The organism is Moorena sp. SIO4A5, from assembly GCF_010672005.1.
GTDB lineage: Bacteria > Cyanobacteriota > Cyanobacteriia > Cyanobacteriales > Coleofasciculaceae > Moorena.
On the sequence record NZ_JAAHHZ010000101.1, the window covers coordinates 1 to 21,882 of the forward strand.

19 protein-coding genes and 1 pseudogene are annotated in these 21,882 nt (G+C 43.4%); 7 read left to right on the plus strand and 13 right to left on the minus strand.

Going from position 1 to position 21,882, the window contains the following annotated elements:
• The first annotated feature begins 535 nt into the window (after positions 1–535).
• From F6K57_RS24845 to F6K57_RS24860, 4 genes are all read left to right on the plus strand, one after another.
• Positions 536–1,231, plus strand: coding sequence for a hypothetical protein (locus tag F6K57_RS24845; protein ID WP_293024887.1), 696 nt, complete (start codon positions 536–538; stop codon positions 1,229–1,231).
• Positions 1,232–1,474: 243 nt separating this feature from the next.
• Positions 1,475–2,347, plus strand: coding sequence for a hypothetical protein (locus tag F6K57_RS24850; protein WP_293071318.1), 873 nt, complete (start codon positions 1,475–1,477; stop codon positions 2,345–2,347).
• 694 nt (positions 2,348–3,041) lie between these two features.
• Complete coding sequence (locus F6K57_RS24855) at positions 3,042–3,206, plus strand: hypothetical protein (RefSeq protein WP_293071319.1); 165 nt, start codon at positions 3,042–3,044, stop codon at positions 3,204–3,206.
• Between the two features lie 410 nt (positions 3,207–3,616).
• On the plus strand, positions 3,617–4,495 hold the full coding sequence (locus F6K57_RS24860; protein ID WP_293024880.1) for a hypothetical protein: 879 nt from the start codon (positions 3,617–3,619) through the stop codon (positions 4,493–4,495).
• Between the two features lie 185 nt (positions 4,496–4,680).
• On the opposite strand, the gene F6K57_RS24865 is transcribed toward F6K57_RS24860, so the two are convergent.
• The 9 genes from F6K57_RS24865 to F6K57_RS24905 all read right to left on the minus strand — a co-directional run bounded on the left by F6K57_RS24865 (position 4,681) and on the right by F6K57_RS24905 (position 14,582).
• Positions 4,681–5,487, minus strand: coding sequence for a sulfite exporter TauE/SafE family protein (locus tag F6K57_RS24865; protein WP_293064274.1), 807 nt, complete (start codon positions 5,485–5,487; stop codon positions 4,681–4,683).
• Between the two features lie 166 nt (positions 5,488–5,653).
• Positions 5,654–7,951 carry a glycosyltransferase gene (locus tag F6K57_RS24870; RefSeq protein WP_293071320.1) on the minus strand — a complete coding sequence of 766 codons (2,298 nt, stop codon included), beginning with the start codon at positions 7,949–7,951 and terminating at the stop codon, positions 5,654–5,656.
• 527 nt (positions 7,952–8,478) lie between these two features.
• Positions 8,479–9,648: an FAD-binding oxidoreductase gene (locus F6K57_RS24875; RefSeq protein ID WP_293071321.1), complete on the minus strand. Its 1,170-nt coding sequence runs from the start codon at positions 9,646–9,648 to the stop codon at positions 8,479–8,481.
• A gap of 35 nt (positions 9,649–9,683) precedes the next feature.
• Complete coding sequence (locus tag F6K57_RS24880; RefSeq protein ID WP_293024889.1) at positions 9,684–10,139, minus strand: diacylglycerol kinase family protein; 456 nt, start codon at positions 10,137–10,139, stop codon at positions 9,684–9,686.
• A 158-nt stretch (positions 10,140–10,297) separates the two neighbouring features.
• Positions 10,298–10,825 (minus strand): rRNA maturation RNase YbeY, encoded by a 528-nt coding sequence (ybeY, locus tag F6K57_RS24885; RefSeq protein ID WP_293024870.1) that lies wholly within the window; start codon positions 10,823–10,825, stop codon positions 10,298–10,300.
• A 171-nt stretch (positions 10,826–10,996) separates the two neighbouring features.
• Positions 10,997–11,212, minus strand: a complete 216-nt coding sequence (locus tag F6K57_RS24890) for a DUF3285 domain-containing protein (protein ID WP_293024868.1) — start codon at positions 11,210–11,212, stop codon at positions 10,997–10,999.
• Between the two features lie 247 nt (positions 11,213–11,459).
• Positions 11,460–12,570 (minus strand): peptide chain release factor 2 gene (prfB, locus tag F6K57_RS24895; RefSeq protein WP_293024866.1). Its coding sequence is split into 2 segments (ribosomal slippage): positions 11,460–12,497 and positions 12,499–12,570, totalling 1,110 coding nucleotides; the frame shifts between segments, so codons are not numbered across the junction.
• 619 nt (positions 12,571–13,189) lie between these two features.
• Positions 13,190–13,315, minus strand: a complete 126-nt coding sequence (locus F6K57_RS24900; protein ID WP_293071322.1) for a hypothetical protein — start codon at positions 13,313–13,315, stop codon at positions 13,190–13,192.
• Between the two features lie 538 nt (positions 13,316–13,853).
• A complete protein-coding gene (locus F6K57_RS24905; protein ID WP_293024864.1) occupies positions 13,854–14,582 on the minus strand; it encodes a Bax inhibitor-1 family protein in 729 nt (242 codons plus the stop codon).
• 960 nt (positions 14,583–15,542) lie between these two features.
• On the opposite strand from F6K57_RS24905, the gene F6K57_RS24910 reads away from it, so the two are divergent.
• Complete coding sequence (locus tag F6K57_RS24910; protein ID WP_293024862.1) at positions 15,543–16,325, plus strand: RNA polymerase sigma factor SigF; 783 nt, start codon at positions 15,543–15,545, stop codon at positions 16,323–16,325.
• A 55-nt stretch (positions 16,326–16,380) separates the two neighbouring features.
• Here the strand turns inward: F6K57_RS24910 and F6K57_RS24915 are convergent, their stop codons facing one another.
• The gene (locus F6K57_RS24915) at positions 16,381–17,856 is read right to left on the minus strand and encodes a CIA30 family protein (protein WP_293024861.1); all 1,476 of its coding nucleotides are present in this window, start codon (positions 17,854–17,856) and stop codon (positions 16,381–16,383) included.
• A 209-nt stretch (positions 17,857–18,065) separates the two neighbouring features.
• Between F6K57_RS24915 and F6K57_RS24920 the strand changes: the two genes are divergently transcribed.
• Positions 18,066–19,214, plus strand: a complete 1,149-nt coding sequence (locus tag F6K57_RS24920; RefSeq protein WP_293024859.1) for a Fic family protein — start codon at positions 18,066–18,068, stop codon at positions 19,212–19,214.
• A 162-nt stretch (positions 19,215–19,376) separates the two neighbouring features.
• Here the strand turns inward: F6K57_RS24920 and F6K57_RS24925 are convergent, their stop codons facing one another.
• The 3 genes from F6K57_RS24925 to F6K57_RS24935 form a co-directional block, all read right to left on the minus strand.
• Positions 19,377–20,204: a hypothetical protein gene (locus F6K57_RS24925; protein WP_293071323.1), complete on the minus strand. Its 828-nt coding sequence runs from the start codon at positions 20,202–20,204 to the stop codon at positions 19,377–19,379.
• The gene (locus F6K57_RS24930; protein WP_293071324.1) at positions 20,189–21,031 is read right to left on the minus strand and encodes a hypothetical protein; all 843 of its coding nucleotides are present in this window, start codon (positions 21,029–21,031) and stop codon (positions 20,189–20,191) included. The genes F6K57_RS24925 and F6K57_RS24930 overlap by 16 nt, the downstream gene beginning before the upstream one ends.
• A gap of 203 nt (positions 21,032–21,234) precedes the next feature.
• The gene (locus tag F6K57_RS24935; protein WP_293071325.1) at positions 21,235–21,465 is read right to left on the minus strand and encodes a hypothetical protein; all 231 of its coding nucleotides are present in this window, start codon (positions 21,463–21,465) and stop codon (positions 21,235–21,237) included.
• A 118-nt stretch (positions 21,466–21,583) separates the two neighbouring features.
• Here F6K57_RS24935 and F6K57_RS24940 point away from each other — a divergent pair.
• A pseudogene (locus F6K57_RS24940) lies at positions 21,584–21,882 on the plus strand (hypothetical protein); the annotation flags it as partial.

Consider the following 21,882-nt stretch of genomic DNA (forward strand, 5'->3'; position numbering starts at 1 on the left):
AGAAGTCAAGACGACTCTCATCTAGTTGCCCAGACCAAATGCTCGGGGAATTATTGACCGACTGATTTAATCAGCCCGGAATCGGAAGGCAGAAGCGCAAGTAGAAATTAAGGAGCTTTAAGGGCTACTAGAGGAGTTGGAAAAACGACAAACATGCTAATTTTGCCAACAATCCGGAAGTCTGCGGTGACCTTAGAAGATCATTAGTGAGATGCATCTAACGCGATCGCATATCCTTTCCATCATAGATCGTCCCAGGTCGGCAAAAGATTCCTTAGGTAATCCTGTAGGCATGAACGCTCAACTGGAAAGTGCTAGCGTACAGCATCTTTCAAGTCATTTCATGATACAGTTTTGCATGAATAAACTCTTCCGATGTCTTGGTGCGCGTTCCCATGGCGAAGGAACCTCGCCGGGGTCGCACCGCTATCTAGGAATTCTTGTCACTCTTATCTTCAATAGTATCGGGCTACACTCCTGTACCACTCAAATTAGTCCCTGTCACATTCAAACTGAAGAAGCTCGAAGTATAAGTGTGCAGTCTAATGAGCCTATCTATAACGAGATTTTTGGCAATCAAGAATGCTCACCTCAAAAGCTTGTCTTGAGAATTCCTGTAAACTCAAGACAAGAAATTCCAGATACCAAGAGTTTACTGAATCATAGATATACTCCCAAGATTGTAACATTATTAACATTTTCTCATCAAGCTAAAAGTTTTTATATCAGACGTATTGATAACCATAACGACGGATGGGTTTATAAAAAAGCTAGTTGCTTAGCTTGGAAATGGTCTAGGGAAGATGAGCAACAAGTTTTAAATTTAAGTCTGGAGAGAAATCTCCAAATTCGTGACCCTAAAATTAAAAGTGTTATTTTTATAGTTTCTTTGCCCTTTGAAATCAAAGATGCTCAACCCAATGTTGACCTTCAAGTTTACACCTGGGACTTATTTGAAGGAATTTATTATTTAAAACTCAAAAATTATCCCAATTTAAAAGAAATATTAAGACAAAAGGATAGGAGAAGCATTCAAGCCAGTAATGCATTTCGTGATGGAAAAACTGTTAAACATGAAATTCAAAAAGAATTAAACCAGATAGATGATATTGGCGGAATACATCTTAATAATTATTTTGAGTCAATACTGGATGGAGAATACCTCAAAAAATATACTCCTAGTTCAGAGTATACCTATTGCGAAATACCGGAGGATTTAAAAAAATTATAACGTTTAGGACTAGTATGAGTTTGGGGATTTGGACGACAAATTATAGGTAAAACCAAAGCTATAGCACTACGCATTCAGATGTTTAACATTTCTAAACTCCGAAACCTAGTCCTAGCTTACTTTTGACTTCTGACTTCTAACTTCTGACTTGCGCGTAGCGCTAGGCTCCAAATGCTTCACCGGAAAAGAGTAAACTAACCAGACCTAGACACTACTCTACTTAATCAACTGATGTGATGAGATATGACTGAATTTGAACCAGCAACTACCAAGTCTGAAAACTATATTGAAAAGCCGGAATATCGAGAAAAGCTTGAAGATTGGTATCGCAGAGAAAAAAGACTTCAAGTCTTAATAATTTTGATATTTTTAGCACTTTTAATCATTTCTAGTTTTGGACAGTTTGCTCTATTAGATTACTCGTTTGGGGAAAGACTTGCTCTGTCAAAGGGTGATAAAATATTTGGAATTGAGACTAAGAATTTACTCAGTTTATTGGTAACAGGTGCTTTACCCATAACCTCCATAGTAGATGGGTCTGGAATTATTAGCAAAAAAATTAAGATACCTTTACCATTAACTAATGGATTATCTATAATTTGGCTGGTGCTCTTAGGAGATATATTTTTGAATTTCCAAGCCGTATTAGTCAGCAACGAATCCGGAGCAGTAGATCAGTTAATACCGGTTATTGCTTTTGTTGTAGCCATAATTTTTTCCACAGCTTCTTTTTGTCTAAGTAGAGGCATAGTAGCCGCTAGCAAAAAATTCATGACCGCCAGAAAAAATCTTCAAATCCTAATGGTATATGGGATTAACCCTACCCCCTTGTATAAGGATACCGAACAACTTAAGTTAAGAGAAGAGACTCAAGCAGCAAGAACAGAGGCTGAACAGGAACGAAAAATAGTTGTAGAAGAAATTAATCAACACAAAGAAGCTTTAGAATTGGTAATCAAACTCGACAAAAATAAACTTCAATATCCCAAAAAAGAAGAAAAAAAAACTACCAAAAATATCGACGGAATTAACCAAGTAATTAAAACCCATTTAGAGCGTTTATTTAAAAACCAAGGAAAAGGAAGGATGAATTACATGGATAAAACGGCAAAATAAAACTATAATAAAAAACGAGTTATTGACGAAAATAAAGTCTTTAAAATAAGCATTAATCTATCAGCATTAAGCGTGGATATGAATCCTAGTATCGTAAGCTGTTAGGCATTTTTAATGCCTAACAGCTTAGCCATTTTTTGATAAACCGCTTGCGACCCATAGACGCGAAGCGCGGCTCCGGTGCGCGGTAGGACGCGAAAGCGAAGGAGGTTGTGTGCTCTGAGGGAACAGGCAAGGGGCAGCCAGAGGTTGGGCACAGGTTCTGATACCCTTTCTTGAAAAGGGATGCCACATTCGATTGTCGGGTCATTGGCTCGGGGTAATCGGTAATCCTAGGACCATTACTCATGACCCATTACCAAAAGGGAGGGAAAAAAAGTCTATACTCTGGGATTTGAGCAACCAGACATTCTATATTGAAAGAATTTAGGGAATAATTAAGGGAAATTTGGCGAGAAGGTGCCAGAAGAGGTGAAAGAAAAGGCGATGGAGACCAAACAGGCAATTGTTGATCACACAATTCAATTAACAAGCGGGAGAATGGCACCCTGGTTAAGGTCAAACCTAGACTGGATATGGAATAGGAGATCACTAGACACCGATTGGGATTTAGCTTATCGACCATTACCTTCTACTTAGGGAAAATGACTTGGTATCGACAGATGTGAGTAGCCGCGATGGAGTGTTGTGAGCATTGGGTCAGAGAGTCAATCAGAATCGATACAATCAGCTGCTGTTTTTCCAGAGGAATCTGGCCGGAGTTCCCTATTGTACAGCTGGCAGTTATTGTGTGAGGATGTTAGATCAAATTGGAGTCAAAGGTATTACTCCTCCTCCCGTTGCTATGGCAGTTATGTGAAGTACCTACAACCAAATCGAAGATTATGGTTGAGGCTTCCAGTTTCATCCGCCATCGCCTTCTGCGTAGAATCCCCCGTGCTTGACGCGAGGGAGAGTTCAAAAAAGAACACACAAGCAGTGTTAATTCGCTTCCTTTCACTTATCAGGAACCCATTGCTAATGTTTAAGGAGTAAAGTATATAAACAATCATGCCCAGTAAACAAGTTTTTGTTCGAGAATACAAAGTAAGAGCCCACAGGCGTACTATCCATACACGGGTTTACAAGTTCATTTGCCACTACTGCAATACGCCTGCAGAGAGGGAGACTTATGCTACCTGTTGTCCCAAGTATGGAAATCGCTGCAAAGGAGTAGCCAGAAAGTGTCTTCGCTATCAACACGCTAACGAATCTGGGGGAAGAAAGTAGATGTCTTATGTTCCATCACAGCCATCGCTACCATCGCAAAGTCACAAGATGTTAGAAGATTTGGTTGATTACTACCGACAAATGGTAGAGTATCATGAACAAGCTGCCACAGTTGCAAGAGAACAGCTTAGCCATGCTAAAGCTTTGCTGAATACCAATGCATTAGCTTTACCAGAAAATAACTCCAACAAGTTCCTGCCTCCTGGAAATCGCAACCACAACCAGCAGGAGAAATACTACCTCACCACGCCACTACCTGAATTGCCCGCAGACTTCTCCACTGAAACTGAATTAGATGAGTCAACATTAGCACTCAAACAACAACTCGATTACCAGGAGCAGAGGATTACAGAAGCCATTGACCGACTTCTGGAAACTCACAGGGGTACGATCCTCCACGTTGATTACCTGATCAGGGAGCTGTTTGGAGAGTTGGGCAAAGACGATATTGCCTCGAAAACTTCTCTGGTCAAATCCATCTTGTTGAAAGGAGAGAGCCAGGGGTTATGGCACTCTGTCCCTGACTCTCCAGGTTGCTACACCTTTTCTCTTCAAGATTTGCCCGATTTAGTTTCTACCAATAAACCTCAGAGAAAACCTGCCAAGAACAAAGCTCGTCGGCCTTCTCCGCTACCTAAGTTAGACCAATTAAAGTATATGACCTTATATGAGCTAGTGGCTTCTGTGTTAAGAGAACACTATCCACAGATCATGAGTGCTGCAGATGTTTTGGACGTGCTTTATCCTAATGGTTTGGATCCTAAGAAGAAAAATGTAGCTCGTAAATCCATTAGTAACACCTTAACTAAAGGATGTGAATCTAAAGGTTGGAAACGAGTCCAGCCGGGGCGATATATCTGGGCTGGCGGTTTCACCTAAAGCTGAGTTACGACACAAACGTTATTGATTATTAAGAAACTATAACAGGACTTAGGGAGTGACTCAACCTGTAGGGGCGCACGCCATACGTCCCTACTTGATATGTATTTATAGTTCTGTTCCGATATCCGAAGTTCCCTATTCCCAACTACTGCGGCGAAGTCTCATCAAGTAGATACACAATCTCAACCACCGTAACTCTGCCATGCCTGCCAAAACATATAAATTGATAGGGAAAATAACAGCGTGCGAAATCCATTGCTCACCAGTTGGTCTGGTAACTTTGGCAGAAAGCGAGTACTAATTTGCGCTCCCAAAAAGCCTCCTATACCCAGCAGCAGTCCCTCAATCCATAAGACATTTCCTTGTAAGGCATGTCCTGCAGAGGCTGAAACTGCTGTAATGACGATTACCCCTAGACTTGTCTGAATGGCAGTTTTAATTGGTTCTCCTAGGAGCAACATTTGGAGTGGAACCATAATTGTTCCCCCACCAATACCAAATAGACCAGCTAATAAGCCAGCTAAACCACCTGTCGCGATCCTGGCTACAGTAGCTTTGATGGGAGAGTTTGAAGAACGTCTGTTGTTTGGTGCTCTTTGAGATTCCTGTTGCGCTCTAGACTTAAGCTGTTTGCGTAGTTGGATCAGATATATCGTCACCAGTAGCAGTATCCCAAAGGCTACCAGTAACAAGTAAGGAGGGAAGAGGTCGGCTAGATAGGCACCAATTTGTGCTGTGATTAGAGCCGGAAATCCGATGCCAATTACACTTTTTAGATCAAAGTAGCCCATCCGCCAGTTTTGCAATGTACCAGAGCTAGCCGTAATCACAATCGACAGACTACTGGTAGCCGCTGCTTGAACTGGTTGATATCCTAATGCCACTAACAAGGGGACGAGCACTACACCGCCACCAATGCCGAGAAATCCGGCAAGAATACCTGCTAATAAACCGGAACCAGCAAAAATTAATAAATGGGTAGGAGTCATCCCTTTAGATCGCCTTTGGCTCAATGAACTTTTTTGCTAGCATAGCTGCTCTTGAGTCGTTTTTTAATTAGCGATCGCGTAGCGGCTCGTACCGAGCATCGCGCCCCGCGTGACCATTCGCTTAGCATGGCCTAAAGGCCAAGGTCAATCCCATTTAGCTGGCAATTTAGTTCTCGATGAGTTCATTGGGTATCGCTACTTTAATCACAACAGTTTCACCTTCGGCTTCCCAATGAGCGCTCGCCTCCACCTGGGAGTTTAGTTCTGGATTCATTGGTATTGCGACCTTGATCGCCACTTCTTCACCGACTCTTTGAGGAACACTAGGAGCTTTTACCCTAGGCTGAGCCACTAATGAAATAGGTGTGAGCAGAGGTTGGGAGCTATTGTCTTCTTGGAAATCAGCAACAGTTGCCATCGCCTTTGGTGCTGGTGCTACCACAGCAATCCCATCATTGAGTTTGGTAAGGGTAGAGCTTGGTACCTCAGCGGAGCTAATTGTGCTGAGGTTTGGATTACGGTTAAACACAAATCTGGGCTGGAGCAAACTTTTTAATAAAAGCCACAGCAAGCTGAATTCTCCAGGGGTATCACAACGTTTCCACTGACCCACACCACAAAACAGCATTTCAATTAAACACCGTGTCTGGGGTAAACTCATCTGCTGATTAAATCCTATTTGGAAAGTGGGGCTTTCACTCGTGAGGTCTGTGTGAGTAATCTTTCCTTGTAGTCGCAAGTTCTCCCCCATTATTTTCAGACTTACTTTGATATTGTCTTTAAGGGAGATAGATAGCTTCTCAGTCAGCTTGATTTGAGCACCTACTTGGGAAATCCACTTAGTGATGCCCCAATAGGTTTGACCTCCTATATTTATTCGCACCACTTTACGTAAGTCAAACCATTCGTCAGTATTGGGATTAGGAGAATCCAGAAGGATTAGTAAGGCGATACTCAGCACCAGGAGATTGTAGCCACTCCAAATCCAAGCTAAGCTGATGCCTTGGGTAAGTTGGGCTGTTTCTTGGGATGGCAAACTGCTGGCTGGTATCAATAATTCGGTCAGATTAAACCCAAAACTAATTGCTGTAGCAACGAATACAATAATCAGCGGCGATGCTAACTGCCAGTTGTAATTAAAACTCTCCCGAGATATTCCTTTCGGGGTTACTTTAAATCCTCTCGAAAAAGGATTCAGCATTGTCTGCAACACCGTTAATCCAATGGGGAAACATGACACTACTGAATAAATATCTGACATGAAAGCGGAGCGAGAGCGGCAGTTTATCCACGAGAATACAGCAAACTGTAGCAAATATAAAGGAACTAAAAAACACAAGACTTCAGTAGCTGTTGCTTTAAAGGGAATAATCCCGAAAAATGCATATGCTATGGGAACAATTAGAAAATAAATTCGTGACCAGCTAGTAAACCAATAAAGTAACCCATCTAAATGAACCAGTCTTTGGAGATTAGTAAGTCCAGGAATTCTTAATGGATTTGCTTCTAGGAAAAGTCCCTGTAAGGTACCTTGTGCCCATCTTAGCCGCTGAGATACATGACTTGCTATATTCTCTGCTGCCAAGCCAGCACTTAATTTTTCATCAAGATAAATTAACTTATAGCCAAGAGCCGATAAACAAACGCCAGTATAGTAATCTTCAGCGATGGAATCGGTAAAAAAGCCACCAATACTTAAGAGTGCGCTGCGCCTGACCACAAAAGACGTGCCACAACACACAATACTATTTGCGCTATCCCGAATTGGTTGAATGTGTCGATAAAATAATTCTTCTTCTGCCGTCAGAATGTTTTCTAAACCTAAATTATAGGCAACCGGATCCGGATTATAGTAGCTTTGGGGAGTCTGAACTAGAGCGACTTCCTTATCCTTAAAGAAACCCACAGTCCGCTTGAGGAAGTTCCTAGTAGGAATAAAATCAGCATCAAATACAGCAATTAAATCCCCAGAGGTTTGAGGAAGGGCATTGTTTAAATTACCTGCTTTGGCATTAAGATTATTTGGTCGCGTAATATACTCGCAGCCTAGCTCAGCTGCAAGTCTTTTCATCTCAGGACGTCTAGTATCATCCAGAAGATAGATCGTTTTTCTTGTATAGTCTAAAGCTTGACAACCAATAATTGTTCGCCGTAGAATAGAGAGATGTTCATTATACGTAGGAATCAGGATATCAACAGAAGGGGTAAAACGACCACTAATAACCGATAATTCACCCCAATCAGCTTCCTGACTTCTATCTTTTATCTGGGACAAGAAAAACAGCTGAATGGTGCTACCAGCTAGCCTCAGTATTTCCGCTAGTAATAACCCCAAGCTAAAGACGCCATTGACCACGGTATCCAGATTGAGGGTAAACAGCGATCGCCACAGTACATACTGAAGAGTCAGCAGTAGCAAAATCCCTACCACCACAAGCTGCCACTTAGAGCGAGTTTTTGTCATAATCCCTTAACTGTAATTCCAGTATTGTCATTAGTTCTTGGCAGAAGACCCCTATTACAGCCAATTGGGTTGAGGGGAGGGGATTGCCATCACCTGTAGGTTCATAACTAGTCTAGGCTAATAACTCGCTGGTTAGGACGAGCTAATTCCTTAGCTTCCCTCACCAGCTAAGGGGTACACCGTCGCTTCCACCGTTCTTTATCTTAATTAACATTTAACTTGCTGATTGTTCACTGTTGACCGTTAACCCTTGACAGTGAAGATTACTCTGGTGTCAACACAAAATCCGTTGCTTAAATTATTATGCAGGTTAAATGTGTATCTGCCTGTGACCATTAACCCAACTTAGTACAGTCTAATCCAACCTTGGACCCTACCTATGTTCCATAACTTTGACAGAGTCGCCCCTACCAAAGCGCTTGAGCGATGATGGAGCCACTGTACTTGCACTTTGACTGATACTATGGGTCGATTACCAACAGACTCTTAAAAAGGTTTAACCTAGCTTAACTTAACACAATACTTTGTTAATTGGCGGGGGACATCTCGGCTATTATTTCATCCTCCTCTTGTCCAACCACCCAATTAGCAAAGCGCTTGGCTAGGGGTGGCACACATACCAGGGGGTTAGTAAAACCAGAAAATATATAAACTCCTTCCACACCACTGACGGAACCAACCACTGGCAGACCAGTGTTGCTGAATGCTACTAAACAATGATGCCAGGTTCCTGGTAATTTCTCAAGAGCTGGTAGAATTTTGCCCACTTGAGTACGAATTTCCGATTCTCCTTTCTCTGGCGCTATAGTCGCGTAGGGGTCTGTCAGCACACGGCTCAGCTGACCCATCCGTAAACTGCCATCTAAAAACTGCACTGCACCTGCATCAAGAATGGGTCGTATTACCTCATGACCAGGCTTATCCCACAAGTGTTCAACTGACTTATTACTGGCTTGCTGTTCCAGTTGAAACCGTTTCGTATTTGCTGGAATAACCATTGTCTGCAGCTGGATGTCAACTCTGGGAGTTTCAATCATCTCCTCATGAGTGAAATACAAGTATACAGGAATTCCGGAAGCTTTCAGTAAGGTGCGACTGAGTCCACCAGCACAGACAACCGTGTTAGCCGTGTGGTAGGTTGCTGCTACTGTTTTGACTGCCTTGATAGTATCTGAACTCCTTACCAGTTCCACCACACGATCAATTTGGATTTCTCCCCCACAACGGCTGAAAGCTTTTAGGTAACCTTGGGTAGTCTTTCCCGGATGGATATGCCCGTGACGGACAGTAAAAGCTCCTGCGATCGCATTTCGATTGAGTAATGGTTCGAGGGCACAAGCGTCCTCCACACTCAACCAACTTGGGGGAGTAGCACAACGGGCATAATCTACTGCCAATTGCTCATAGTCATCGTTGAGGTCAATGGTCAGCAATAAGTCTAATTCCCGGAACTGGGTATCTGTTTCTAATTCCTCAGATAAAGTTTGATAAATTGCTCTAGCTTCCTGACATAGCACTCGAGTTAACCTTGATGTTCCTGACCAATAGCCAAGACTACCATAGCTATAGCGAGTTGCTCCCTCTAGGGTAGGATGTTGCTCCAAAATCAGAACACTCAAACCCTGGCGAGACAATTCGTACCCGAGTGCTGCTCCAGTAATGCCACCACCAACGACAATCCAGTCATATACTTTCATCGTAATAGTCGCACATCCTAAGTCTAATCGGGTGTTTAGCCCAAAACTGACTCAATTCTAATGATTAGGGGTGGCAGTAGCAGGGAACCGGCTACAAAAATAGCAGTTATCGCTGAGATCAGCACTGCACCAGCCGCACAATCTTTAGCAATTTTAGCCAGTTCATGGTATGATTGTTTAACTGTTAGATCTACGACCGATTCAATAGCTGTATTTAACATCTCCATAGCCATGACTAGCCCAGTGGTTAGTCCAATCACAGCCAGTTCTACGAGGGGTATTTGTAAAAAAATGCCCAAGGTAATCGCTAGAATGCCAATGGCTGTATGGATGCGGAAGTTACGTTGGGTGACAAAGGCATAGCGAACCCCAGCCCAGGCATATTTGAAACTAATCATTAATGTGGGAGCAATTCGCCAAGCCAAATCTCGGTGAGGTTTGACTTTGGAGTCAGAGTATTGGGGTACTGGTATAGATAGCTCTTGAGTCATCGGCAAGGTATTAGACACGAAAAACTGAGTTTAATAAGATTCGGCCTTTGGTAACACCATTTATTGGTGCAGGTATAGGTTTTGGGTATACCTTAATCTTTCCCATATGGGGTAGAAGGATTAACCTTTAGGGATATACTGAAAAGCACAGCAGACTTCTAGGAATCATTAGAAAGACCTACGCTCTGAAGTAGAGTCTCCTGCTGATCCAGCATTCTCACTAGACTTTCCTCATCCGGATGATCCCATCCTAGAAGGTGAAGTAAACCATGGGTTGCCAGCCAGGCTAGTTCCGTGGATAGAGAATGCTTATGCTGTTTAGCCTGTTGAACAGCAGTATCTACCGAAATCACGATATCACCCAAGTATAGAGGCACCGATAGTTGCTTTTGGGGTGATAACTTAGGTGAGTTTACCTCTAAAGCTGCAAAAGCAAGTACATCTGTAGGCTGATTTTTTTTTCGGTACTGGGAATTAAGTGCTTGAATTTCACTATTGTCGGTAAGGCGAAGACTCAATTCGTAGCTCTTCGCCTCCGGTAAATCTGTTTCGAGACTTCCTAGCCATTGGTGAAACCAGCTTTCCCAAGTGTGGAGGGAAATTGGGCTGCTGAATTGGTTAGTAATGGTTTCAGTGGAATGGGAGCGATTAAAGAAACAATCCTGTACACTCAATTCAAAATTCACACCTCAAAAACTCCAAAAGGCTTGGCTACCAGTAGAGTGACCTAATCCCATGACCTAGCGAATGGGCTAGGTCATGGCTTCCTTAAACCTGGCACTAGGACTCCCTTACTCTTGCTCTATGATTCGATATAGCTGTCAAAACTAAGTTTAATGTACTTAAAAACTCTTTACCTAACGGGTTAGGTAGGCAAGACCCACCAGTAAGGCCAATAAACCAGAAACGGTTAGGAAAAAGTGTCTCAGAGATTTACCTCCCTTACGCACCATATTGCGCATGGCTAACTTGGTGTAACTAGGCTTAGGTTCACTTGAACCGCTATCGGCTGGGGCTGTAGTTGTATCCAGACATTGTTCTGGCTGTTGGGTCGGTGAAGGTGGGTTGCTCATGGAACACAGGTAGTCTACGTCAGAATTTCTTTGCTGATTTTAATGTAACAACAGACTTAACAATTTTTACCAGGACTTACCCAGAAAATCTATGTGTAGGGTTCCTTATTAACACACCCTACAGAAAGGCGCGTTTGTTGCCGAATTTTGCCTGAGTCCTGCTTACTTGAAACTTGACCACTTACTATTGATATTGATGAGTAATAATCAAGCAACTTTGAAATCACTAATTACCAATCATTACTTATTAGTTAGTTAACTGATTTTCTTGACGGAGATAGGCTTCAATGAATAAGTCAATATTACCATCAAGGACATCATTAACTGCTGTAGTTTCCACACTAGTGCGCAGGTCTTTCACCATCTGGTAAGGATGAAACACATAATTTCGAATTTGGTTTCCCCAAGCCGCTTCCACCATGTCCCCTCGAATTTCGGCAATTTCTTGAGCTCGTTGCTCCTCAGCAATCACCAGCAACTTAGCTTTCAGCAGTACTAAGGCTTTTTCTTTGTTTTGCAATTGAGAACGCTCCTGAGTACAGCGCACAGCCAGGCCGGTAGGAATATGGACAATCCGCACTGCAGTTTCTACCTTATTGACGTTTTGCCCTCCCTTACCACCAGCACGGGAGGTGGTAATTTCTAAATCCTTCTCGGGGATTTCCAGCTCAACGGTATTATCCACCGCAGGCATCACTTCTACTCCAGCAAAACTAGTCTGTCGCTTACCGTTAGCATTAAACGGGGAAATCCTAACCAGTCGATGAGTACCTTTCTCGGCTTTCAGGTAACCATAGGCGCGGAGTCCGTCAATTTCCAGAGTGGCAGACTTAATTCCAGCTTCATCTCCTGGGGAAAGTTCTGCTAGGTGGACTTTATAACCATGGTTCTCTGCCCAACGGGTGTACATGCGAAGTAATAGGTCAGCCCAATCTTGGGCATCAGTTCCACCAGCCCCCGCATTGATGGTGAGGACAGCACCTTTAGCGTCGTAGGTACCAGATAACAGCTGTTCCAACTCCCAGCGATCCAGTTCTTTATTCAGCTGAGTCAAGTTGGTTTGAGCTTCTGCAAGCAGTGCGTCATCGGTTTCTAGTTCTAGCAACTCCAAGATCGCTTTAGTGTCTTCTAAACTAGATTGCCACTGTTTATACCGTTGGAGGTTAGATTTTAGGTCGTTGAGTTGTTGAAGGGTTTGTTGAGCAAAGTTTTGGTCATCCCAAAAATCCGGTTGAGCTGCCAGCTGCTCTAAATCTTGGATTTTGGCTTTCACAGCAGCAATGTCAAAGATAGTCCTGGGTTTTACCCAGGCGCTCCGACAAGATTTCGACTGCCCGTTTCTGCTCTAAGGTTTCCATAATGCTTCAATCCTTTACAAAACTATTATAACACCACCAGGGTATATTGTTAATTTTACATTTTAACTATAGTCTACCGATAATTACCCCGATGCGATCGCCATGTCAAATCTCCTGGTAAAATTCCAATGTCCAAACGTAATTGGTAAGCATTCAGCTATCAGCCTATGGGCTACGGATGGTGCTACTTGAGGTGCTTATGGGCTATGGCCACGCTTTGGGAACAGCTTTTGAATAAGCGATGCAGAGGTGCGACCCGTGGCGAATTTAATTACGGGTCAAGCGCACCTAAGCGGTATTGGGGGTTTCCCCCACTCGCGCTTTGCATCAATACAACAGGTAAGCAAAAGTTTAATCTGAGTTACGGAAAGCTGCTAGGAATTACTAGTATTTTGCTGATGGGCTTTTCCCCATAATTTCAATTATCATTAATCTCCAACGAACTCTTAAATTATCCCGTTTTATTTTTATAGCGTTTCTTCTAGCTATGAGGTACACAGGATTTTTTACCTCTTGCCTCTTACCTGCTCCCTGCTCCGAACGCGCCCCGCTTGGCCCACGGCCTCAGTCCCTGCTCCCTAAAAGCCAGAACGAAAGTACCTCATGACTATGATAATTGCTATATTTTAAGCATGATAGCTGACAGCGGTAGGCTGAATGCTTCCCGGAATTGGACATAGTCTAAGGATAATTTACTCGATGCGATCGCCATGTCAAATCCCAATGTTAAAACGTAATTGAACATTGAATCAAATTCCCCCAAAACGTTTTAAATTAATCGAGTATAAGTTTTTAAACTGTTAATAAAAACCCAATATTCATTGATATAAAAATCGATTTGATTTACTCCAATAATCACGCTTAATACTACACAATACCTTGCTTCTTTTCTATAACATATCGATTTCAAACTTTATCATAAACTTTACCATAAATAGCGCTCACTTTTGATATTGCCATTTCCTTAGGGATTCGGAGTTCAGCAACATTTCCGTACTATCACAAAACCGCTTCAGAACAGGACTTGCCCCTATTGCTGGCCTGTAGGCAGCAATAGGGGCACAAATCAAATTTACTGGCCATGATGCTGTATTTCAGCCTCTGTTCGGGTTTATGGCTTCTATATGACGTCTAAGCTGTTGTGCATTTAAATTGCACAGCAGCAAGGCAGAAGGCAGAAGGTAAAAGAGTTTCAGGGTTTTTTTCCTATTTAATAGGTGTATAGAAAAAAATCGGGGTACAGCATTACCGTCCCCGATCAGGTTCTATCGTCTAGCACTGTCTTAGTCGCGACCATTAAGAGCAATCAGCAGCCGCAAAATGAACACGAACAAGTTAATATAGGTCAAGTACATTGACAGGGCAGCAGGTAGATACTGGTCATCACGATAGGCGCGAGGCAGGATGAAGAAATCCACTACAGCCGCACCCGCAAAAATAACCACACCGATGCCAGAGATAGCAATTTCTAGAAAGCTGGGTGTGTATACACCAAAGAAGGATAAAACTAGCTGAGCCACCAAGACCACCAGCAAGGCAATCATACCCATCTGGACGGTTTTGGCTAAAGCAAAGCCATCTTCCTCTGAGAGATTAGAGCCAATTTGACGGCCAGCCATAAAGGCAACACCACAGCCAAAGGCAGCAATGGCAATGCCTTGCATGCCCACACCCCCTGTTCCTAGGGCAACGAATATTAAGCCACTGAGGGTGTAGCCGGACAAGAGACTGTAAGTAGCTAGAAGAGGCAAAGCTACAGTGTTGTTTCCGTTCTCAGCCACACCACGGGCAACGAAGAAAAGAATAAGTTCGGCAATTAGGGCAAGCCAGATGGTGGTCATAAATAGCCCTGGGTTGCTTGAAATCACTCCCAGACCACCATAGACACCTAGTGCAGTTAAGACTAGTCCACCACCCAGGAAGGGCAGGGCGTTAGCAATAACATTCGGACCAACTAGGGCTCGACCTTGAGATTCACGAATTGCTTGACGAAAGTTACTGGTACTACTCATGAGATTTTAGTCAAGAATTTTCTGGATAAAGTATCAGGATTGATTGATAACTACTCCTATTTTGAACCATATCCGCAATCTTGTGGCAGGACGGAAAACCGACTTGCCTAGTACTCCGTCCAAATTTAATTGAGGGGTAAACTATACTTTTTCCGAATACCTAATACCTAACAGCGTAAGCATTCAGCCGTCAGCGGTCAGCCGTGAGGTAAAAGCTCACGCTACTTGAGGTGCTTATTTTATTCAAAGATAGCGTAAGCATTCAGCCGTCAGCGGTCAGCGGTCAGCGGTCAGCCGTCAGCCTTGGCCACGCTACGCGAATGGCTGATACTTGAGGTGCTGATAGCAGCTTGTCGGGTGGGCAAAAACAGTTTGGTTCTTTTGAGTATTCGAGATTATACTACTTTGCCCACCCTACTTTAATTGGTCTGATAGCTTGTAGGGTGGGCAAAAACAGTTTGCTTGTTTTGAGTATTCGAGATTATACTACTTTGCCCACCCTACTTTAATTGGTCTGATAGCTGATAGCTGATAGCTGATAGCTGATAGCTGATAGCTGATAGCTGAATGCTTACCTAACACCTAATACCTAACACCTAATACCTAACACCTAATACCTAATATCTAATACCATTAACCTTGCCCTAACCCTCAAAACTAAATTGACAGAGTACTAGTTGCCACTTTTTGCTAGTTGCCACTTTTTGCTAGTTGCCACTTGCGCGTCATTAGGTTATATATTATACCAAATTGAAGACGGTATAGGAATTTATCACTATCTTGGCCTTGGCGTTTAAATTTGCGTGATTGTACAGAGAAAACAAAAACGGTAGTTTGTTTTTTCAGTAAAAAGACCATAGTAGCAAAGATAATCTCTACAGACAATGAGTTGAAGAAGATTAATTGCTTAGGCTAAGCCTCGTGTCGTAAATAGGTTTCCACTTCTGGGATATTTTGAGAATGGCTATTGGGTCTGTTGGTTTTCAAGGAATGGAACTTCTGATTGCGTACTACCGAAATCCATCAATTCAACTTCGCAATCAGATAGTAAGATTAAATGCTGGGTTAGTGAGGAAGATTGCTCATATAGTCAGCCAGAAGTGTGCTGAACCTTATGAAGACCTCGAGCAAATGGGTTACATCGGCTTGATTCGTGCTATTGAGCGGTTCGACCCCCATCAAGGTTGTGCATTCAGTTCCTTAGCAGTGCCTTACATTCGCGGTGAGATGCTACATTTCTTGCGCGACAGGGGTTCTCTGGTCAAGATTCCTCGCCGATGGCAGGAACTGCAGCAGGCAGGGAAAAGAGTCAGCAAAAACTTAGCAACTAACTTGGGACGCTTCCCCAGAGATGAAGAAATTGCTAAGGCTTTGGATGTATCACTGCAAGAGTGGCAGGAAAGTAAGTTGGCAGTTCAAAATCGTTTGCCTTTAAGTTTGGATGCCACGGTTTCTCAGAAGGTCGATCAACCCATGACTTTAGGAGAGACTCTACCGGATTACTATGAAGAAAATTTACACTATTGGGAAGAAGACCGACAACAGCTCCACGGTGCCTTGAGTCAGCTAGAAGATAAAACTCAGGCAGCTATAGAGTTTGTTTTCTTACGAGAACTCCCCCGCAAGGAGGCAGCTAAACGAATTGGAGTGAGTCCGATGACAGTGACGCGGCATGTCAAAAGAGGACTTCAAGAGTTGGTTACCCTGATGAAATCTCAAGCATCGGAGCGTCTGGCAAGTTAGGAAGAATTAATTCTTAATTCTTAATTCTTAATTCTCAATTCGAATTTCCTTATACTTAATTGCTGTCGGTATTGATATCGCAAAAGAGAGTTTGCCAGTCTCGCAAACCATCAGTTGCTTCTTTGACTTCAAAGGTGACATTACAAGCCTTGGGTTGCTCTAGTACCTGAACACAAAGTTCAGCAATATCTTCCCGACTTACTTTACCTCGGATATTGTCTCCTTGAGCAAACACTAAGGCTTGACCTCCCGGCTCTTCTGTCAAAGCACAAGGTCTGATGATGGTATAGGAAACACCACTGTCGCGAACGGCTTCTTCTCCCCGGAGTTTCCAGGTTAGAATTCCCCCCAGTTGGTCGTTCATTCGTACCGCTGGTGGTTCTTCCTCGAGGTTAATTCCTGGACGACCTGGACGAGTTACCCCGGCTGAGCTAATCATAATGAATTGGGGCTTGGTGATACCCCCATAGGCTTTAATAGTTTCCAGCTGTAGGACAAAAGAACCTGGAGCAAATTTTGGGTTGAGCGCGCCATCATATTCAAATTTACTCAGCATTAGCTGTATAGCACAGATGCGACTGGGGTTGAAGGGAGCAGCATCTTTCAAGGTTTTGGCTCGAAATACCGGAATCAAATCAGCAAAGGGAATCGAAACATTCATCCACTGATCTTTCTGGGTGTCGAAGGAATAGCAGTAGGCAATTCCATCCCATTTCGATTCATTACGCAATATAAATTTATACCGTTGACCATCCCCTTTAACTCGCAGTTCTAGTCCTTCGTACTCAGCTAAGTTGAGGGGAGTTGGGAGATTGCGGGTGCGTACTGACACAAAGCCCCCAGAATTTGCCGTTGAGACATTGCCAGTAAACAGGGCAGCCTTGTCGATGAGGCGAATTGAACTCTCGCTGACACCACCCATTACTACATCATCCACAGCACCCCAGGTTTCTTGTAAGTCATCGGAAGGGTTTTGGAAGTCAAATAGGAGTTGTTTGCCTGGTTCGAGAGACTCGGCTGCGGCTTGTACTAAGTTCTTGATACCCTGATACTCCACTAGTTCAGGGCTATCGACCACTTCTGGCCTATAGAACTTGATGCCCTGATCGTATTTTTCCTGGTTCGGGGTGTCTCCTTCTATGGATTGCACCTGCGCTCCCGTACAACACACTACAGCAGTAATGTTCTTGTACAGTGCTGGAGTCAAGGTGTCTGGATTAGTGATATCTGCCTCAAATAGTTCCAGGTTATCCCCAAGGATTTCCCTAGCTTTCTCGGCATTTATAACTAGGGCACGTACAGGATAATTCTGCTCAAGCAGACGGCGAACCACTCGCTTACCTACACCGCCAGTTGCCCCAGCTACCAGTATTACTCCCATATCTTTGTCTTTACCTTGGCTCGATTTTTGATTATTGGCACGACCTGTGAATAATCGCTGTAGGCAGCTCAGGAAAGGGATAACCTCAAAGTAGCTTAGGGTTTGTATGAATCTGCCAGCATCCCATGGGGAGCGATTGTTTTGGGTCATAATCGCCTCAAGTGCATTTTTTATTCAGTTTATCGAAATCTGAGTTACCCTGAAGCTGACCTTTAGCATAGTACTGGATCCCTTGAGTGGATTTTTTCGATCTGGTAATTATATCATAGAAATTTTGATTTATACGCTTATTAACGAAAAGCCATGCTTTTCGTTAATATAGAGCTGAAAGTTATTCAGTATTAACGAAACTGATAATAATGGTTAGCGCTAACAGAGCAGGTCAGTATGTGGATCAGCTTAGTGGATATAAAGCTTTCATACCGAATCTGTTGCCGCCTGTGCCTGACATCATTATGGATGACGAGATGTGGCAGCTTCTATCTCAGGCGGATCGTGCACTGGGTAGGCTAGATGGATCAACAGATGCTCTGCCTAACCCTGACCTATTTGTGTTTATGTATGTTCGCAAAGAAGCGGTTTTGTCGAGTCAGATTGAGGGAACACAGGCATCTTTGATAGATGTTCTGGAATTTGAATTCCAAACACTCGAACCAGATAATCCTCAAGAAGTGGCTGAGGTGGTTAACTATATCGCTGCTATTAACCACGGTCTTGAGCGCTTGAAGGATTTACCTGTGTGTTTGCGCCTGATTCGGGAAATACACCAGAAGTTAATGCAAGGAGTGCGAGGTTCTGAGCGAGCTCCAGGTGAGTTTCGTCGTACCCAGAATTGGATTGGTTCTAAAGGATGTTCCCTCAAAGACGCTACTTACGTTCCACCTCCACCCCATGAAATGGCACAAGCTTTAGATAATCTAGAAAAGTTTTTGTATGATTCAAAACCAATGCCCGCTTTGCTCAAAATTGGATTGGCTCATGCTCAGTTCGAGACAGTTCACCCTTTTCTTGATGGCAATGGCAGAACGGGGCGTCTACTAATTACATTTCTTCTATGTGAGCAGAATATACTCAAGCGCCCACTTTTATATCTCTCTTACTATTTCAAGAAATATCGCTCTGAATACTATGACCGACTTCAAGCTGTCAGAGATAGTGGCAATTGGGAAGGCTGGCTAAAGTTCTTTCTGCGTGGTGTTTACGAAGTCGCTCAAGAAGCGTCCGCTACTGCCCGCAACATAGTCACCATGAAGGAAGAACATCATCAACTACTCCTCAATACCATGGGTAATCGAGCCGGACAGGCTATAGTACTGCTAGATAGCCTTTATTTTAGACCAATTATCACTGTTGAACAGGTTCAAGAAATTATTAAACGCACATATCCTAATGCCAACAAATTAGTGAATGATCTGTGTGATGTTGGTCTTTTAGAAGAAATTACCGGGCAAAAACGTAATCGCGCTTTTGCTTACGCTCCATACTTAGATATTTTTAAGGAATCTTAGCAACTTCACCCTAAGTATTGATTCAACCCATCAATTGGATAGATTGCTAAATTATTCGCCTTGAAATTAATCACTAGTTTAATCCCTAGTTGAATGAATAATTTATAATTTAGAACTTAGAATTTATTCATTCTGCATTCTTCATTCTTAATTCTTCAGTTTTCAATTACTCTTTCTCAGTAAGCGCTGGAAAATCTGCAAGTTCTGATCGAGCCAATCGAGCCATTTCAGACTACTCGATAAAGATTTCGGTGGGTCGGAAATCAAGGTATCTAGAGCAATCAGGCGCTGGAAATTGATCTTGACTGGATCATGACGCTCTGTGGGACCGTCTTTGCGATAAAACTTGACACCAGCTTGTTGCTGCATAATGGTGATCAATTCTTGAGCAACGATACCGTAGCCAATGGTAGTGGGGTGAATGCCATCTAGGGTGAAGAAACCACCGCTGGTGCGACCAGTAGCATCGGATCTAAAAAAGCGAGTATCCGGTACTGGTGAAAGAGCTTCCAGTTCGGGTGGTAGCTGATAGGGAGTCCACCAATCTGGTCTGGCGTCGGGGTCTTCAATATAACGTCGATAAGCTAAGCAATCCAGTAATCCTGCTAATTCAAATAAATACCAATCTCGACCTTCTTTTCGAGCCTGACGTACAGCATCAGCAATATATTCGTTGTACTGGTCAATGACGCTATCAATTGCTCGGGCTTGTTGTGCGGTAATGTGCGGGTCACGGTTGGGGTCGAAATCTTCGTCGCTAATCCAAGGACGGGTGTAGTAGGGGAAGTATCGCGAGCCAGTAGCCATCTTATGTCCTACTCCACGACCAATGGGCGCAATGGTGACATGGGGAACTGTAGCCCAAATGACATGGCGAGCTTTAATTTGCTTGATTTGCTCCACTACTTGATCCAATTCAGCTTTGAAATCTTCCGGACACCAGACCGTAGGTCGCTGATTGGGCTGGGGTGCGTTCAATCGCGATCGCAACTCCATCTGACCTGTAGTTGAGCAATGCTGCCCATGGCATTATTCGCCCCAATCATGACCATGAGGGTTTCAATACCATCTCCCTGACCGTTTTCTAAACTTCCTTCTTGCCCTAGTGCTACCGCAGCTTGGACTGGGGTCAGTGCTTTACCCTCTGAATCCCGTGCGGAGTCCAAAACCCTCAATGCCCCATGTTCGTTAGCATTCTCAACGATTTGCCGCAATAGATCATCCGTTGGTGCCTGGATTGCGTTTCTGAGAGTATCTGCATCATTAGAGATAATGTCTGTGAGATTCCACCCATAAATAGCAAGATTATGGTTAATCCCTTTGTCCATAGCAACAGTAGAGCCAACGCCCCCTTGCCAACCAGGACCCCGTTCCCAATAATCTTCTATGTCATCCATCCATGCGCGGATTGAAAACAGAGCCGGTCCTAATTCCCACCACTGTATCTGGTCACCAAACTGTGCCTCTAACCGCCTAACTAAATACTCCAGATTCAGGGGCAATCCACCAAATTCACCATATTGGCTGGGACGACGCAGGTGTTCTTCCCAACCCATTTCTTGAGCAATCATCATGGGATAGGACAGATCAGTTTTAAAAATTGCTCCATTCTGGACGCCCTGGCTGAGGGAATCACCAATCGTGACCAGTCGATGTCGGGGAGTGCCTGGCTGTTGGTTGACTTCACTACTTAATTCCGGACGGATACCCAGAGTAGGGTCTGTTTCCGGTGGACGCCCTTCAGGTTGGATAACTTCCTTGACTTGATCTGGAGCGTCAAAGTCGAGCATGTCTTTGGTAAGCAAACGTTTGACCATAGTTGCCTGTTTATGAAAAAGAGTGATGATTAGTTATTATATAATTCACTGATGCTGAGGTTAATTCCAGAAAAGTAAGCATATGCGCTACGCGCACGCGTGCGCGTTCAGCTTCAGAGGTATGGCAATGTGATAAGCCCGTTTTTATCTGGGTTGTAAACACAGGTATTGCTTTAAAAGGCAAAAGGCAAGAGGCATGCATGCTAGACTGGAGTTTTATTGGATAATAAAAAAAGACCTCCTAGGTTTACATCTGATTTAGAAACACGCTTATCAGTTTTGAATTGGTTGAGGTACCTTGTCCTAGGTTTTAGGGAGGGAGTAGAGAGTAGGGAGTAGGGAGTAGGGAGTAGAGAACTTCGCAAGTGGAAAAAAATCCTGTTTACCTCATTACTATGATCAGCCCTATAATTTGCTGACAGCCTGGTAAGCAAAGAAACTAGAGACGTTAGATCTCGTTAATAAAGATTTGGTAGTTTCATATAAGATTAGGTTAAAACGGTAAAGAAGTGATTAATTCCCTGGATAATTCCAATATATACCCTACAAACTATGAATGCAAAACCTAGCATTAAACTCCCATGGATATTTATCCGTCATTTAAATAAGACTGTCTGGGTGATTTCTAGTCTTGCCCTACTGACAGTAGCTGCCGAATCGTCTTTAGGAGAACCCTCACCCCCTACCCCGACAACACTAACCCTAGAATCCCCTGCTCCTGAACTCCCAGTTACCCCTTCAGCCACCTCTTTATCTGATCATTTGAACAAAATTGGTGCTAAAATGTATGGGGCTTACTGGTGTCCCTATTGCACAAAGCAGAAGCAAATGTTTGGTGAGGCATTTAAGCA

What these genes read in the sequence shown, in the direction of transcription:
- F6K57_RS24930 (WP_293071324.1), bottom strand. Translation starts at nt 21,031, where the DNA reads ATGGTCAAACGTTTGCTTACCAAAGACATGCTCGACTTTGACGCTCCA.
- F6K57_RS24850 (WP_293071318.1), top strand. Translation starts at nt 1,475, where the DNA reads ATGACTGAATTTGAACCAGCAACTACCAAGTCTGAAAACTATATTGAA.
- F6K57_RS24920 (WP_293024859.1), top strand. Translation starts at nt 18,066, where the DNA reads ATGGTTAGCGCTAACAGAGCAGGTCAGTATGTGGATCAGCTTAGTGGA.
- F6K57_RS24890 (WP_293024868.1), bottom strand. Translation starts at nt 11,212, where the DNA reads ATGAGCAACCCACCTTCACCGACCCAACAGCCAGAACAATGTCTGGAT.
- F6K57_RS24915 (WP_293024861.1), bottom strand. Translation starts at nt 17,856, where the DNA reads ATGACCCAAAACAATCGCTCCCCATGGGATGCTGGCAGATTCATACAA.
- F6K57_RS24905 (WP_293024864.1), bottom strand. Translation starts at nt 14,582, where the DNA reads ATGAGTAGTACCAGTAACTTTCGTCAAGCAATTCGTGAATCTCAAGGT.
- F6K57_RS24870 (WP_293071320.1), bottom strand. Translation starts at nt 7,951, where the DNA reads ATGACAAAAACTCGCTCTAAGTGGCAGCTTGTGGTGGTAGGGATTTTG.
- F6K57_RS24900 (WP_293071322.1), bottom strand. Translation starts at nt 13,315, where the DNA reads ATGTTCAATTACGTTTTAACATTGGGATTTGACATGGCGATCGCATCG.
- F6K57_RS24910 (WP_293024862.1), top strand. Translation starts at nt 15,543, where the DNA reads ATGGCTATTGGGTCTGTTGGTTTTCAAGGAATGGAACTTCTGATTGCG.
- F6K57_RS24880 (WP_293024889.1), bottom strand. Translation starts at nt 10,139, where the DNA reads ATGACTCAAGAGCTATCTATACCAGTACCCCAATACTCTGACTCCAAA.
- F6K57_RS24865 (WP_293064274.1), bottom strand. Translation starts at nt 5,487, where the DNA reads ATGACTCCTACCCATTTATTAATTTTTGCTGGTTCCGGTTTATTAGCA.
- F6K57_RS24875 (WP_293071321.1), bottom strand. Translation starts at nt 9,648, where the DNA reads ATGAAAGTATATGACTGGATTGTCGTTGGTGGTGGCATTACTGGAGCA.
- F6K57_RS24860 (WP_293024880.1), top strand. Translation starts at nt 3,617, where the DNA reads ATGTCTTATGTTCCATCACAGCCATCGCTACCATCGCAAAGTCACAAG.